This window comes from Allobacillus saliphilus (assembly GCF_018138385.1).
In the GTDB taxonomy this organism is placed as follows: Bacteria; Bacillota; Bacilli; order Bacillales; family Alkalibacillaceae; genus Allobacillus; species Allobacillus saliphilus.
In genome coordinates this window covers 13,119-29,118 of the sequence record NZ_JAGSIE010000038.1, presented here as the reverse complement: position 1 = coordinate 29,118, position 16,000 = coordinate 13,119, and the positions used below count along the sequence as shown (strand labels likewise).

Here is a 16,000-nt window from a genome sequence, read left to right as displayed (position 1 = left end):
CTTAAGAACTACTAACGGGCTGGCAATCTTATGTATTTTTCATTGCAGAATTATGTACTTTTTTATTGCAAAATACATTACCTTAATTAGCGGATCAATTTTGAATTACTGATAAACAAATATAATATGAGAATATTTAATAGAACATTGCATAGCCAACAACATATTCTTAGTTTGAATAACCTCTCTTAATTCTCCAGTTCCTTGTTTTACTTTAAGCCACTATTACTACTTTTAAAGATATTTTGCAATATTGCATATACTCGCCTCTACACTTCTTATGAAAAACACCTGTTTCATTCGACCTCTAAACCAAATTACTATCTGTTATGATAAAGATATAATTTCGAATGAACGATCACAGTGAATTAGTCTAACAAGAATATGGCATCGTTTTCAGGATTTTAACAATGAGCATTGTGTCGATGGGAAGCGAATTGTGTTTTCATATACATGAATTTCCCATTTGATCAAAGTGAAAATGAGAAATGCATTAAGTTTGTTTCATATTTTTAAGCAACTTACGAAAGTATTTATCCGAACACTCTGCAAATGATGTTTCATAAAATTGAATAAAAAATAAACGCCAATCTTTAAAAGATAAGGATTGGCGCCAAATTTAACTTCTGAGGACTAGTGATATTCTAGCCTGATTAAATTTATAGGAAGAATAAAATAACATTCAAAAAACAAATTAGTCATTTTTACTTCAAAAGTAAGTATTTTCTTCTCATTGTAACTATCGATACTATCTGAAATTATTCATTTGATAATACTTTCATATCTTTTAGTGCAATGCCTTTAATATTATTTTTATACATACCTTTGTTTATTTCCTCTATAAATTTATAGAAGGTTTCTTTTACTCCTTCTACCTTTACTATTACAATTCTCCTTTTTTTAATCGGTTCTATAAATTTTATGCTTAAATCATATACTTTATCTAATTCATTGATATAGTCTTTGAACTTTTTTTGTTTTCCAGGTATAGATATATATATTTTACTTTCAATCTTTTGGTTTAAGTTTAAATCTTGTTCTTCTTTTAAATTAAAGTTTAAGAAATTTTCATTTGTATGAATCTCAAATCCAGATAACTTCTTTGCGTATAGCATATTTGTGAGACGTATCTGATAAAACTTATCCTTATCACCTAATAACCGCATTATCGTGTCATTTGGACTTTTATTATTTACTTCTATAATCCAAAGTTTACTTTCATTGTCTATTGCGATATCTAATGCTAACTTTCCGAAATGGAGCCCTGTATCATCTATTGCTCTTCCTACTTTTGCACCTAAATCTTTGAGTTTTTGTTCAAAATCCTTTGCTACGGATGGTGAAAAATTATATAAGTCACAAAGTGCTTCGAGCGGATATTTAACCGTACCCTCAGACCTTGCTACGTTACTAACTATACTATTTTCACCACTTATCCTTGCGACAAACATATTTCTCTTCCAATTACCAGTTTGGTCCTTATCTAACCCAACTCTAAAATCAATTGATTTATTATCAACTTTTAAATTTAGTGTCTTTTGAATAATATATTGCTCTTTTTTTAAATTTTCTTCTAAGAAGTTAACAAGTTCTTCGTGGCTATCAAATTCCCAAATATGGTTAGTATCTTTTCCTCTTGATTGCACAGTTACTTTGTCTTTATATTGAATAATGTTATATATCCCGATTCCTCGGTTACCGTTAGAAGGTTTCAAATATATATTTTTATGTTGAAGCAAAAAGTCCGTAATATCACTAAATTTATTAACTAGATCAGTAGGAGGTAAAAAGTCTGACAGTTCTTTAAACTGGATTAATCTTTTGTAAACTTGCCACTTATCTAGTGGTTTATAGTTATAAATTCCATCAGGGTAAAAATAGTTCAAATATTCACGCCACTCTTGAGTAATTAATCTTCTTTTAATTATTGAACCAGGGAATGGTAATTTCTTAGTTTCCCAGAACTTCTTTTGTGGATTATATAGTAATCCAGTAATTTGTAAATCATACTTGTTTATTCCATCTACTGTAAAACCAAATATTGCACCATTAATTTTCTTGTATTTTTTAACATAATTGTTTAATATCCTGACATTATTGTATAATTGTTTTTTCTTTTCTCCCATAATTATGCCGATAAATGGTCCGACTATAATCTGATTATTATTTACAGTGATATTGTAAGTACAAATTGTTGGGATATTAAGTTTATTAATAATATTCTCCGAAATGTAAATTTCATTATCAGGTAAACTCTTACTTATTACTATGGTTATCTCCGCAGAACCCAACCCAAATTTAATTAAAGTGTCTTTTAAGAATTCAATTTTAAGTTTTTGAGCCGTTTCCTCACTAACCACAAATAATGATGAATTTTCTTTTTTAATTTTAAGGGTATAGTTATTCACTTTATCCTCCTTTAATTTAAAGTAGTTATTTATTGCTGAGTATTTTCCTAATTGATTTAAGAGGTTTTGTTATTTTCCAAGCTTTACTATTTATTATGTTGAGATATTGCTCTCTATAATAATCTCGTTCAATTAATAGTGATTGATCCATATCAATGCTTTTCTTTTCTTTACTCCTATTTTTTTGCATCTTGTTATCTCTATTTTTCGTTGAATTTTTTTTAATTTCAAAACCTATTTGAACAGGTTTTGTCCATCTTTTTTCAACAATTTTTGTAACACTATATCTCTCATTCACTTGATTTATAATTGTTTCAAATCTTTCAACAGACTTAGTCTTTCCAGAAACCACTATAGAGGTTTCACCATTTTTTAAATGCTTGACATAGCCATTTAACTTTAATTTAATTGCTTCACTTTGTACTCGTTTTAAATAACCTGTACTTCCATGCACACCAGTAACTCTAAATCTTTTTGATACCAACGATCCCTTTGGTACGTCCGGTACTACATATTCTTTACACAAACCTTCTGAAAAAGTATTAAAGATGGATTTGAAATCAAAATAATAAAGCGGCTTATCCAAGTTTTGTTCTGAATTAGGAAAGTAAAAATCAATTATCTCTTTCGGGATATCTCTTGCGTGTCCACTCATTGGAAATAGATGTGCAGTAATGTGCGGCCTTGAATTAATTTCTAAGACTACACCTTTATCTTCTTCCTTATTTACCATCATATCTATTCCACATTGAGCTAATCCAGGTATCGCATTAGCAGCGTTAACGGCTATCTCTTTAATTCTTTCAGATAATTCATCTGTTACGTCAATCGAATCACCACCAGATGAAATGTTATTCTTTGTTTTTAAAAAAACTTTTTCACCATCATTTGGTATACTATCAACTGTATAATTTAATCTCCTTAATAAACTGTGAGTTTCACTGTCTATTTTGATGGGCCTATTTCTTAATGCTGGTGATTTAGTACGTTCGTCATTTTTTTTATCTAATAACTCCTTAATCGTTCGAACTCCATCACCAATTACATGAGCTGGTAGTTTTTCCAAACCAGCTACAACTTTATCATTTATCACATATAATCTATAATCTTTACCCTCAAAATATTCTTCTATAAGTAACGTTTTATAATTTAATTGGTGCTTCACATAATTAATAGCACTCTTAAGTTCATCTTCATTTCGTATGTTTGAAATAACCCCTTTTCCACCGGTTCCATCTACAGGCTTTACTACCAACGGATAAGCAATTTCATTTGCAGCTTCAATAATTTGTTTATCTGTAAAAGTTTCATCACAAATTATACCTGCAGGAACAGGAACACCATTTTGCATAAGTTGCTTTTTAGTCATATCTTTGTTTACACAAATGGTTATTGCCTCAGGCGGAACTATATCTCCTCTTGTTACGGTAAAAACATGTTCTTTCCTACCATCAGAAAGAGAATATACTGTTTTAGCCTTACTTCTGTTTTTATTAATAAATTTGAGTGTTAAACCTCTTCTCCAGCCTTCTAACGCAACACTGTACATACTTACTGTATAACCATACGCCTCAACTGGTATAGAATTTCTCAATCCTTCTATTGTATGCTGATAGTATTTCATATTATCTACCTTTCAAAATAGACATTTATATTTTTAACTATTTACTTAACATTCAGATTCGAAATACTCTTGCGTAGTCTAGCTACAGTATCCTTATAAACATCCTCGGGCGAAAACCGTCCGTATTTCGTTTCAATATGTTTATTATTTTTAATCCAATCTCTAAATAAATGAATTACATATTTTTTTGGTTTTGTTCTCTCTACAAATGTTAAATTATACGTGGGATTAGAAATCTCAATATTATCATAGGTTTTGCTAGGTTTTCTTATATCTAATGTTAGGACTGACCCTATTTGTCTATGCAATCCATTCTGACCAGTAAAAAAGTTACCAAGTGAATAAGCAACAAAAGTTTTTGTCCCTCTTGAAGTCTCAATCCATTCAGGGGGTTGCAAAACATGCGGATGATGTCCCAGTATGATATCCGCCCCTGCATCTGCCAGCGATGCAGAGATTTCTCGCTGAGCTGATGATGGTTCCAAATGGTACTCTTCACCAAAATGCATATTAACAACCACAACGTCGGCAATTTCATTTCTTTTTATTCTTCTTATTTCCCTTATAATTGATATCAATTTCGTGTGGGTCAAGCTATTTACTAGATAAGGTTTTGTATTTAATGCTTTAACTATTCCATTTGTATCTTTTGTATAAGATAGAAAGCAAACTCTTAAACCATTTTTATTAATAATTCTTAAAGTATCTCGATCTTCAAAGGAATTATGAGCACCAACATATTCTAACCCTATTTTTTTCAAGTTATTAATTGACTTTTTAAGGGCTTCTTCTCCTCTATCTAAGGCATGATTATTCGCGATTGAAGCTATATCGACTCCCATATCTTTTAATACATAACCGAGCTCCACGGGTGCATTGAATTTAGGAAAAGATGATAGTCCGATTTCTTGTCCAGCTATAATAGACTCAAGGTTTACAACAGTTATATCTTGCTTTACTAATAACTCATTAACATTTTGTAATTGCTCTTTTAATTTATAATCAGATTTTTTCTTTGTTCCCCCATAGACACGTCCATGCAATAGTATATCCCCAGTAGCGGCTAGTGATACTACTTTATTTTTGCCCGCCATTTTGTCACCTCGTTCACAAACATATATTATGAAAAATTTATTTAATCTTTACTGGTAAAAAAAATAATTTCAGGTTGCTTACTTGAATAGTAATGATATTTTATCTAATTAACATTTTCTAAGATAGAAAACCCTAACTCTGTTGGTTCTTTCCAGTCATATTCTTTTATTTCGTCAACATTTACTTTACGAGGAGTTCCTGTGAAAAATAATTCCTTTAGTTCATTAATATTTTTATCACATCCAAAAGCAATTACCTCTACGCTTCCATCAGACATATTCTTAACCGTACCACTTAAACCAAGAAAATTTGCATTCCTCTTAACCCAATTCCTAAAGTTTACCCCCTGTACATTACCATATACATCAAACTTTTTTCCAATAAATGTTTGATAGTTCAGGGAAGGAAGAGTAAACTCATTTAAAACTCCGTCTCTTATTAATGTTGTAACTTTCGTAAAGTCAAAGTATATATTCCCTAGGTATTCATTTACAACTTTAGATTGTGTTTCAGGGAAATAGTAATCTATTAAAGCTTTTGGTATGTCCCGAGCTTTTCCTCTAAGCGGAAATAAATGACCCCCAATGCCTACATTCGTATTTACCTCTATAACATTACCTTCATTTGTCTTCTCATCATAAATTAAATCGACACCCCCCTCAGATAATCCGGGGATAGCTTTCACAGCGTTGATAGCAATTTCTTTAATATGGTTAGGTAAAACATCTGTTGAGTCAACTGGATCTCCACCGGCTGAAATGTTACTTGTTTTTTTTAAGTACAGTATTTTATCTTTTTCTAATATGCTATCCAATTTATAACCTGACTGTTTAATGCTTCTTTTAGTTTCATAATCAATTTTTATTGGCCTTCTACGAACACTTGGTATACTCTTTCTTAAACTATTTTTATTTTTTATCAAGTCTCTAATGGTGTCTTTACCATTTCCTTTAACGTTTGCTGGGATTCTATTCATAGCAGCTATTACTTGCTCTCCAATGACATATACCCTATATTCATCTCCAACTATATGCTTTTCCAAGATTATTCTATTATATCCCAATACTTCTCTAACCCTGTAAACTGCTTGTTTTAATTCCTCGCCATTTTGTATATTCGGAACAACGCCATTACCCATCTTTCCTGCACTTGGTTTTATAACTACTGGAAAACCTACCGAATTCGCATAATCTATAATTTGCTCAATATCAACTTCTTTTTCAAACCTTCTTCCCGATGGGGTAGGAACATTAGCACTATCTAATTGTTCTTTCGTCAACATTTTACTACTACAGATTTTTCTAGCTTCCTGTGTTACATCTGGTCCAGTTGAATATGAAAAGTTAACTTCTTTACTATCATCTGTTAGTGAGTACCTAATAATTAACTTATTTTTTCTTTTCATTCTATGACCATAAAATTTCAGGGTGAGACCTCTGCGCCAGCCTTCTAAAGCAATAGAATAAATACTGAGTCTATCACCACTTATTGTTGATGGAACGCAATCTTTTAAATGTGGTAACCAATCACTATTCATATTCAACAACTTAACTCAGTCCTTCCTAAATTTATTTATTGTTTGGTATGTCAACACTAAACTGGACAAACATTTTAAGGTGTTATAATTAATTTGCCCACTTCATGGACGCCGCCTTTGACAGCTTTTGGGGACTGTGGTGGGCATTTGCTGGTAGCTGAAAGAAACAAAGCTATTCTCCTTTCAGCCAACATGCATTAGATACCATGAACGCATCACTTATCCAGATACGGGCCGCGACGCCCTCTGCTTCATCTGGTAAGTTCGCATTGTTGGAAGTTCACGCTTGCTATCTATGCACTTTGTGCACGTACCCGCACTATGACTGATAATTTCTCTATTATATAAGCAACCAATATGCAAATGTAATGTCAACTCTGTTGATTTCTAACGTAAGTTAAATCACTGACAATCACCTATAGTTCTTGTTATTGATCAAACTCTCGGTTCACTTTTATTAAAGTAAGTTTAATTGACCTTATAAAATCTATCCAAGTAAGTGTAACCTATTCACTTTGACATTTAATTTTTTGTGGGTGAAATTTCATTTAATAAAACCACTATCTCAAACGCCTTTTAATACTTCTAAGAGGTTTTGTAGCTTTCCAAGAACGACTGTTATAAATATGTTGAATGTCTTTATTTACTCTATTTAGATATCGTTGCTTGTTAATCAAGTCTTTTTCCATTTTACGATGTGTATAATTGACTGACTTAGGATTCGTTGCTTTAAATTTTTCAGTAATTTCAAAGCCTATTGTAATTGGTTCATGGTACATTTCTTCTTTAATACTATTTACTGTTGCATGCTGAGGACAGTTTTTAATTTGCTCTTTAAACTCATAAATTTGTTTACTCGTTTCAGCGGCTACGACAATTTCAATTTCATCAAATACATTATTGTGTATCGAACCATGGACACCTAAATCAAATGCTTTCTTTTTCAGCCATTGGTGATAGCTATATTTTTGAACGTTTCCAATAACAGTGAATTTTCTCATCGACAATTTCCCTTGCGGTGCAGGGGCTACCTCGACTTCTAACGCCGTACGGTTTTCCAGTGGCTCTAACACTTCGACCAAATCAAAATATATCTTCGAATTAGAAGTATCAAAACCTTTTGTCTCTGGAAAATAGTAATCAACAATAGCTTTTGGAATATCCCTTGCCTGACCTTCAAGTGGATAAAGTATTCCACCAATTTGAGCTGTTGGATTAATTTCAATAACCAATCCTTCCGCATCAATATTTCTGTTTTCATTAATAATGATGTCAACACCCGCATGAAGGAGACCTGGAATTGCTTTTACCGCATCAATAGCTATTTGCTTTACTTCATCCGAGATTGTGTCTGTAACATCAATCGGATCTCCTCCTGATGAAACATTTGTTTTTTGTCGCAAATAAATCTGTTTACCTTTCGCCGGGACGCTCTCCATCGTATAACCAAATGATTCTACAAATTCAAGCACTTCGATATCGATATCTATTAGACAGCTATTTAAACGCGCGTTTTTACGTCGTTCTCTATTTTTTAATGCAATCAATTCCTCTATCGTATGAACGCCATCTCCTGTAATGTTTGCTGGCTTTCGGTTATATGCTGCAATTACTTCATCTTCTATGACATATACCCGGTATTCTTCACCCTTAACGAATTGTTCAACGATTACTTCCCCATAACCTAAATCTCTTCGAACATATTCTAAAGCTTTTAAAAAACCTTCGTCGTCTTGGATATTCGTTACGACACCATTTCCTAAACTAGCATTTGTCGGTTTAAGAACCAATGGATAATCAAGCTTTTTGCTGTATTCAATAATTTCTTCATCTGTTGATTCAGCTTCAAATCCTTTTCCAAGAGGGACTGGTACACCTTTTTCAAGTAAAACTTCTTTTGTATCATCTTTTTCTGATCCGACTTCAACAGCGCTGTTTTGAACTTTGTCTCCTCGCGTTCGAAAGAAGTAATGAGTCCTCTCTTCTGAACTGAGTGAAAATAATCTGCCTGGTGGGTTAACTCCAAAAATAATCATATCTTGGAAGTGTTCAGAGTCTTTTGTATACCACTTCAACTTCAGACCTCTTCTCCATCCCTCCAAAGCAACGGCGAATGCATCTAATCTTGTTTTTCGTGCGTTTTTGACAACTTCATTTGTCAAATGAGGTAAACTTATACCTTGTTGTTCTTGCATTTTATTTTTTACGCCTCCTAAAATCTCACTTGCACCTAATTACTTCTTGACCTTTTTGACCAATCCCCCAACGATTCGAATTGGGCTTGAAACCTTCCAGGAGAGGCTTCGTTCCAGCTTTCGTCTTTCTTTTTCTGATTTTTTAACTTCCGATTCAATCCGTTCTAGCTCTTTACGCATCTGTTTGATTTCATCAATTTGTGTTTTAAGCTCTCGTTTCACTTCAAATCCGATATTAACGAAGCCAGTAAAATTACTTTTAAACACATTTTCGACTTGACCTCGTTCGGGATCTTCATAGAAACCATTTTTGAAGTCATCGACCATCTCTGGATTAACACCAGCTACAACCACTTCCATGTCTCCGCCTTCTAATCCTAAGACAAATCCATGTAACCCTCTTTCAAAAGCTTGCTTTCGGAGCCCTCGATGGTAGCCAATATTTGATACATCACCAGTCACAATATATCTCTTTTTGTAGATTTTCCCTTCAAGCGCAGGTGTAACTGTTGTAACTGTTGATTGACGGTTTATTAGTGGTTCAATGACATCGTCAAACGGAAAATACATAGTATAATTGTCAATCGAAATTGATTTTGCTTCTGGAAAGTAATAATCAATAATTGCTTTTGGAACATCTCTAGATGCTCCTTGAATAGGAAATAAAATTCCGCCGAGCTGTGCTGTCGGGTTAATTTCCAATACAGCAGCTTCATTCAATTCTCCATCAGTTTCATTCATTAAAATATCTACCGCGCCGTGTGTAAGTCCTGGAATAGAACGCAAGGCGCGAATTGCCAATTCTTTCACTTCATGCGGTATGGAATCTAATACATCAATTGGATCTCCTCCCATTGATATATTACATTTTTTACTTAAGAAGATTTGTTTTCCGGACTCAGGAATAGAATCAAGGGTCAAACCTTTTCTTCCAATAAACTCTTTTATTTCCTTGCGATTTTTTATCTGACAATTAATCAATCTTGGATTCTTTTTTCTTTCGTTATTCTTTTGTCTCACTAGTTCGCGGATGGTACTTTTGCCGTCGCCTGTCACATTGGGTGGCAACCTTTTAATTGCCCCAACTACCTGTTCGTCCACGACATATAAGCGAAGGTCATCACCATCAATATGTTTCTCAATAATGATATCTTCATGAGGGAATTGTTCTTTTAATTCATTAATCGAGTAATCCAGCTCTCCTTCAGAAAGTATATATGTGAAGACACCTTTCCCTAAGCTGCCGTCTTTAGGTTTAATGACTATTGGAAAACCTAATTGCGTAGCGTATTCGACCATTTCTTCTTTCGCCGTATCTTTAGGAAATGATTTCCCCTCAGGAACTTGGATATTGTTCTTTTTCAAAATTTCTTTCGTAGCTGTTTTATCTTTACCAATTTGAACTGCTTCATTGGAGACGAGATCTCCACGGCTTCGAAAGAAATAATGTGTTTTATTTCCATCGGATAACGAAAACAGTTGGCCAGGCTCGTCCACAAACCATGTTTCCATTTCTTTGAACTTCTCACTGTCTTTCACATGCCACTTCAACGTCAGTCCTCTACGCCATCCCTCTAAAGCAATAGCATAGGAATCAAGATAGTTACCTTGAATTCCATCTAATATTTCAGGCGGAAGGTGTTTCAGCCATTGGTTATCTTGCTCGTTCATTGTTGAAAGCCTCCATTTTATTCTCTATACCTTAAGTATATCGCTAAATGCGTCAAATTTCTTCCCATGTAACATGCCTGTCACTAATCGATTTTCGGCTTCTAAGAAACAGTCACCTAACCAGCGGTCGATTGTTTCATCAAATTCATCATAATTGCCGGGTTTTGGAGTAAATTCCCCGAAAACTAACCCTTCTTCTCCCCTCAAAAAATCGATTCGCATGAAAGGGGACGGGATTTGTCGACTGATTTCATTGACTTGTTCTAATTCTTCTTGAGTGAATCCTTCTCCTTTGAACAATTGATCATTGTATTTACCCGTAAGTAATGGTTTTCCTTCAGAAGTCCACCAACAATATTGCATCTCTGGATATCGGATGATTTCCAAAATCAGTGGGGTTTTTCCGTAAAAACTATAAAATTTCAAATCTCTTGCAGGTTGTTTGTTCTCTTGATTTTCGTAAATTAATTCTTCATAACCCCAAGAATCTTCACTGACCCATTTTGTTTGTATGTCTTTTTCCATTTGTTCGCGTAGTTGTTCTGTGTCGCGTAGTGTCTGATTTCGTTTAATGTCGACAATATTGTTAGCTGTATGTAAGAGATAAACACCGCGCGCGCCTGCGCCGTCCAATGGTTTAATAACGGTTCCTTCATTTAAGGGAAGCTCATCTTTCGTATAGCCTATCTCACTCGTTGTAGGTCTTCTGATTCCTAGTTGATCAACGAATTGATATGCTACCGATTTATCATCCAAGATCCAATCGGAAAGTGGGCCATTCAATTGGTGTTGACGGATTCGTTTCGTTAAGCTGCCTCGAAATGATGAAACCGACTGTAAAGATAATGGGTCGTCAGACAATGCGCTGCGCACCAGTGGTTCTGAAACATCTTCTGCTGCCATTGTTTGAAGAAGATAGTCAAATACAACTAGCTGGTATTTTTTCATTTCAGGTCGATTAAATAGTCGAATGGCGTGGTGGAATGTATCGAGATAGTTTTTATCATGTACCTTCTTTTGATATACAAGGTTCTCTATAAAATGAATCAGATTTCCCTTTTGGTGTTCATCTGTCAAGGTTTGCATCATTTGATATGTGTTTAGTAGCCGGTCGTCGATGCGGAGTCGGTTCAATTCAGTTTGTAATGTGTAGATGGATGATTGCATTGTTTTTAATCTATTTTTTATTTCTTCATTTGCAGAAGAATTAGTTTCTACCTTATCGGACTTCAACCTATTTCCAATTTTCCACGTACGGCTATTTTCGATTTGCTGAATCTCCTTCTTGCCACTATCGATTTCTCGTTTAATTTGTGCAATTTCACTTTCGAGTCTATACAGCTTCTTAGCTAGAAGTTCATCGTCCATTTCGACATCGTCAAAGGAAGATTGATTATATGAGTTGTTGATTTTTTTCACTATGATTTACCTCCTTTGCGTGTGGACTGAGAAATTCCTTAATTAGTGATTGGTACTTTTCAGGTTCTGTCTTTGCATTGGGCCAATCTTTTTTCGATAAGTCAATATTTCGCAGTTCACGAGAATGGTTTTCATGCAGCTTTTCTCGTAGGATTTTGTCAGCCACATACCATTTTCCTTTACGGTTGAAGTATTGGAGTAGTCGATGTGATGATAATCTCACTGGTTGAATTTTATTTGATCGAATGCTCTTTTCGTCATATAAAATCACTTTTACGGTTTGAGCTTGTATTTCTGGAATGAATTTTTGGATTTCTTGCAATCCATTCAATCGATATACGAATAACAATGAACAAGATACTCTCTCGCCATACGTAATCATTTGAATGATATCGCCGTCAATTTCATTTCGAAATAATGGATCAATTTTTTTCGGCGCTTGATGTCTGTATTCTACTAATTGAACGAATCCAATCCGTTTCCCGAGCTTTTTTAACAGTTGTAATTCATGAATCAACCGGTCATTTGGCTGACGAAAATCCGTTGCAATGATGAAATCAAAATGTCTAGCTTCCCACCTCGCTTTTTTCCGTTCTGGTTTCATTGGTTCTGGTACTGGAAAAAGTCGTTCTTTTTGGTGTTGTGGATAGTGGAGTGTTTCTGCTTGGCTGTGAAACGACTCAAAACTTTCCACGTATTCTTTTCGTGCGCCTTTAAAATGACCGTCGTAGCCAAAAGCACTGCTGGCCGTTAAAGAATTTGTTGATTGTCTTGGTAATGATAACGGTCCTGTTTCCAAGTCGACGATGCTTTCTTTACCGAATACATGGACTAACCTGCGTTTATATTCTCCATCACCCGCGAATCGTACCTCATCCCAGTAACCGACTTTCGTCATGACAGGTTCTTTTCTAAACATTAAGGAAGACATGTTTGGAAAAATGAATCTGCCAAAGAGACCCCTTCGGTAAAAATTCAAATCCTCTGTCAATCTGGCATGCTCACTCGTGTTAGCAATAATACTTGGATTCTCAAGCAAGTGATTCACCTGGCGTTCAATTTTCCTTGGATGTGACCAATCATCTGCATCATTGACTGTAACAAAGTCTCCAGTGGCATTCGTCAACCCAATGTTCCGTGCAACGTAGGGGCCACTGTTTTCTGGTGTTTGTAGAAGCTGTACTCTATTGTCTTTCTCTACATATGATTCGACAATTTGGGTTGTGTCGTCTGTACTTTGATCATCAATCACAAGCAGCTCTATGTTTTTCCAGCTTTGTTTTAAGATTGAATCAATCGCTGTTTCAATTCCGTTTGCTGCATTATATACCGGTAATAATACTGATACTTTCGGTCCGTTTTCAATTGTCGCTTCTGGTGCCTTTGCTGCTAAACGATCATAAAGGCTTGTTGCTTTCTTGGAATTTAGATAAATGGTCTCCAGTCCATAGTCAGTGAGAACTTGATTGATCCAGTCGAGTTTTGCATTTATCTTTGTTTCCATATTAGTTAAGGCAAGCAGAACATCAGGATTCTCTTTAAGTGTTTTTGCTCGAAGAAGAATCTCTTTTGCCATAACTGGCCGTTCAAGTGTCATAAGCAACTCTGATTCCATAATGGCTAACTGTTGAATCTGCTTGTCGTCTTCTACTGCGTTGGCCAATGTTTTCACATAAGGCATTGCAGCCGTAGCGTCAAAGCTCGTATATTGGTTGGCATGCCATAATAGAAGTTCTTTAGCGATAGCTACTTTTTCGTACTTATTTTTAGGATTAGCGAATTTTTTTCTAAGATCTTGCAAGACAGCTTCTTCCAACCCGTACTCATATAAATACATCCTGTATTTCTTCAGTTGATTTTCAGCATGTTTTTGTCTATATGATTTGCTATAGAGCTGTCTAGGATCTCTCCGTCTAAGCGCGATTCCACCGAGCAATTTTACTTGGCGTGTGGCATCCCTTTTTAGCTTGCCAACGGATTTCACTACAGACTGAATTTCACCAAACGCTCTTCTTTTTTGTTTCAATTGCATGCGAATATCTTTACGCTCTAAAAGCAGTTCTTCTTTTTCCATCTCTTTCTGTTTAATCTGTTGAGCAAATTCAGTTTTCGGTACCCGATCCCGGTTTACCATATATCTATTCTCCCTTATCCACTGCTTCTATCATTCCACTAACTGAACGATTCATATAGATAATGTGGTTGACATCAAAATATTCTTCGATTAATTCAGCTGTGTTGCCTTGGCTTTCTGCTTTGACAAATGTTTGTGTCGAGTGGATTGTCGGCGTATACTTTTGTTTTGGTGATAAAATGTCAGATTGGTAAATAACTAAATATGTCGTTTCAACCTTTTCTCCATAAACGATAAACTGCACTTGTTCTTCATCAAGTTGATCGAGAATCGATGGCTGTAATTGATCTTTTTTCGATAAATCATAGGTATACATTTGGACTAAACCAATTCGGTTGAACTTTTTCTTTAGGTGTTGCAATTCATTCTGAATCGGAATTGATATATAGTCATAGCGGAAATCAGCAACGATTATTAAGTTGAATTTTCGTTTTCCATCAACTTTTTCTTCTCTGTTCGGCCACATTGGTTCTGGAACAGGAAAAGGTCGTTTATATTGGTTCATTGGATAATAGAGAAAATCATTATCTCGATGGAAGTTTTCAAGCATACTTACATAATGCTTGCGAACTCCCTTGAAATAACCGTTATAACCAAAGGCTGAGCTTCCTGTCAATGATGCAGCTGTCTGTCTTGGTAATGATAATGGCCCAGTTTTTAAATCAACGTACTTTCTTTTTCCAAACACTTTGACGATTCTTCGTTTAAATTCACCATCAGCAGCAAATCGAACTGAATCCCAGTAGCCGACTTTTCGAAGCACTGGCTCTCTTCTGAACATAATTGAAGACATGTTTGGGAAGATATATTTACCTGGTGTTCCTCGACGGTAGAACGTTAAATCTTCCGTCAATCGTGCGTGTTCGGATGTATTCGCGATGACACGTGGATTCTTAATTAAATGACTTACTTGAATTTCAATCTTTTGTGCATGTGACCAATCGTCTGAGTCATTAATCGTCACAAATTCACCTGTCGCTTCACGAAGCGCTATGTTTCTTGCAACGTATGGTCCACTATTTTGTGGCGTTTGCAATAATTTCACGCGACTATCTTTCTCCATAAAATCTTTGACAATTTCGATCGTATTGTCTGTGCTGTGGTCATCAACGACAAGAACTTCTAAGTTGCCCCATGTTTGAAGCAGAATCGATTCAATCGCTGTCCGTAACCCTTCTCCTGCATTATAAGCCGGGATAATAACAGATACTTTAGGGCCCAATCGCTGAGTTAATAGCGTAGATTCCATCCATAAATCGTCATAAGTTGGTTCTTCACGGTCTAAGAAAGTGATTCGTTCTAGACCATACATTTCCATGACTTTGTTCATTAAGCTTAACTTGTCGGTAATATTCGTTTCATGATTTACTTTTGCTAGATAGAGATCCGGGTGTTCTTTCATTTTTAATGCTTTGTCGATTACATTCTTTCCGGTATGATGAACATGCAAAAGATCACAACATTCCGCTGTGATAATCGCAAGTTTTCGGAGTTTCTCGGGATTCGTTTCTCCACGGACAGCACGCTTAATGTAAGGCAGTGCTTTCTTAGCTCCATCGACCGTGTTTCGATTCATATGCCAAAGAGCAATCTCCCAGGCAATTTCTCTTTTCAACGAAATGCTTTCTGTTGTTTGGTAGAAGTTCTCGAGATCTTCGAGTGCTTTTGTTTCAAAGCCTAAATTATATAGGTGGAATTTCAATTGCTTCATCTTTTCTTTCTCGGCGGAACGCTTTCCACCACTGATGAGTTTTTGAAGCATCTTTTTTTGTTTATCCGGTAAGGCGTCGCCAATTGCTTTCCGCTGTTTTTCTGTCAACAACGTATATACACCAACGTCAATTCCTTTTTTCACTGCTTTTTTCACTGGATTAGCCATGTTGAACCCCACCTTTATAAAGATTGGCTTTCATTTTT

At 35.1% G+C, this 16,000-nt stretch carries 9 protein-coding genes; all 9 read right to left on the bottom strand.

Annotated features, from left to right (window positions below):
• Positions 1–758 precede the first annotated feature (758 nt).
• Positions 759–2,408, bottom strand: a complete 1,650-nt coding sequence (locus KC820_RS11635) for a YheC/YheD family endospore coat-associated protein (protein ID WP_212371220.1) — start codon at positions 2,406–2,408, stop codon at positions 759–761.
• Positions 2,409–2,433: 25 nt separating this feature from the next.
• Positions 2,434–4,032: an ATP-grasp domain-containing protein gene (locus KC820_RS11630; RefSeq protein ID WP_212371218.1), complete on the bottom strand. Its 1,599-nt coding sequence runs from the start codon at positions 4,030–4,032 to the stop codon at positions 2,434–2,436.
• A gap of 41 nt (positions 4,033–4,073) precedes the next feature.
• A complete protein-coding gene (locus tag KC820_RS11625; protein WP_212371216.1) occupies positions 4,074–5,126 on the bottom strand; it encodes a CapA family protein in 1,053 nt (350 codons plus the stop codon).
• A 104-nt stretch (positions 5,127–5,230) separates the two neighbouring features.
• Entirely contained in the window at positions 5,231–6,664 is a 1,434-nt protein-coding gene (locus tag KC820_RS11620; protein ID WP_212371214.1) for an acylphosphatase, read from the bottom strand.
• Between the two features lie 560 nt (positions 6,665–7,224).
• The gene (locus tag KC820_RS11615; protein WP_212371211.1) at positions 7,225–8,859 is read right to left on the bottom strand and encodes an acylphosphatase; all 1,635 of its coding nucleotides are present in this window, start codon (positions 8,857–8,859) and stop codon (positions 7,225–7,227) included.
• Positions 8,860–8,898: 39 nt separating this feature from the next.
• A complete protein-coding gene (locus KC820_RS11610; protein ID WP_212371209.1) occupies positions 8,899–10,530 on the bottom strand; it encodes an acylphosphatase in 1,632 nt (543 codons plus the stop codon).
• Positions 10,531–10,554: 24 nt separating this feature from the next.
• Positions 10,555–11,949 (bottom strand): ATP-grasp fold amidoligase family protein, encoded by a 1,395-nt coding sequence (locus tag KC820_RS13560; RefSeq protein WP_212371207.1) that lies wholly within the window; start codon positions 11,947–11,949, stop codon positions 10,555–10,557.
• Positions 11,924–14,083 (bottom strand): glycosyltransferase family 2 protein, encoded by a 2,160-nt coding sequence (locus KC820_RS11600; RefSeq protein WP_212371205.1) that lies wholly within the window; start codon positions 14,081–14,083, stop codon positions 11,924–11,926. Before KC820_RS11600 ends, KC820_RS13560 begins: the two co-directional genes overlap by 26 nt.
• 4 nt (positions 14,084–14,087) lie before the next feature.
• A complete protein-coding gene (locus KC820_RS11595; RefSeq protein WP_212371203.1) occupies positions 14,088–15,962 on the bottom strand; it encodes a glycosyltransferase family 2 protein in 1,875 nt (624 codons plus the stop codon).
• Positions 15,963–16,000: the final 38 nt, after the last annotated feature.

What these genes read in the sequence shown, in the direction of transcription:
- KC820_RS11625 (WP_212371216.1), bottom strand. Translation starts at nt 5,126, where the DNA reads ATGGCGGGCAAAAATAAAGTAGTATCACTAGCCGCTACTGGGGATATA.
- KC820_RS11610 (WP_212371209.1), bottom strand. Translation starts at nt 10,530, where the DNA reads ATGAACGAGCAAGATAACCAATGGCTGAAACACCTTCCGCCTGAAATA.
- KC820_RS11615 (WP_212371211.1), bottom strand. Translation starts at nt 8,859, where the DNA reads ATGCAAGAACAACAAGGTATAAGTTTACCTCATTTGACAAATGAAGTT.
- KC820_RS11600 (WP_212371205.1), bottom strand. Translation starts at nt 14,083, where the DNA reads ATGGTAAACCGGGATCGGGTACCGAAAACTGAATTTGCTCAACAGATT.
- KC820_RS11595 (WP_212371203.1), bottom strand. Translation starts at nt 15,962, where the DNA reads ATGGCTAATCCAGTGAAAAAAGCAGTGAAAAAAGGAATTGACGTTGGT.
- KC820_RS11620 (WP_212371214.1), bottom strand. Translation starts at nt 6,664, where the DNA reads ATGAATAGTGATTGGTTACCACATTTAAAAGATTGCGTTCCATCAACA.
- KC820_RS11630 (WP_212371218.1), bottom strand. Translation starts at nt 4,032, where the DNA reads ATGAAATACTATCAGCATACAATAGAAGGATTGAGAAATTCTATACCA.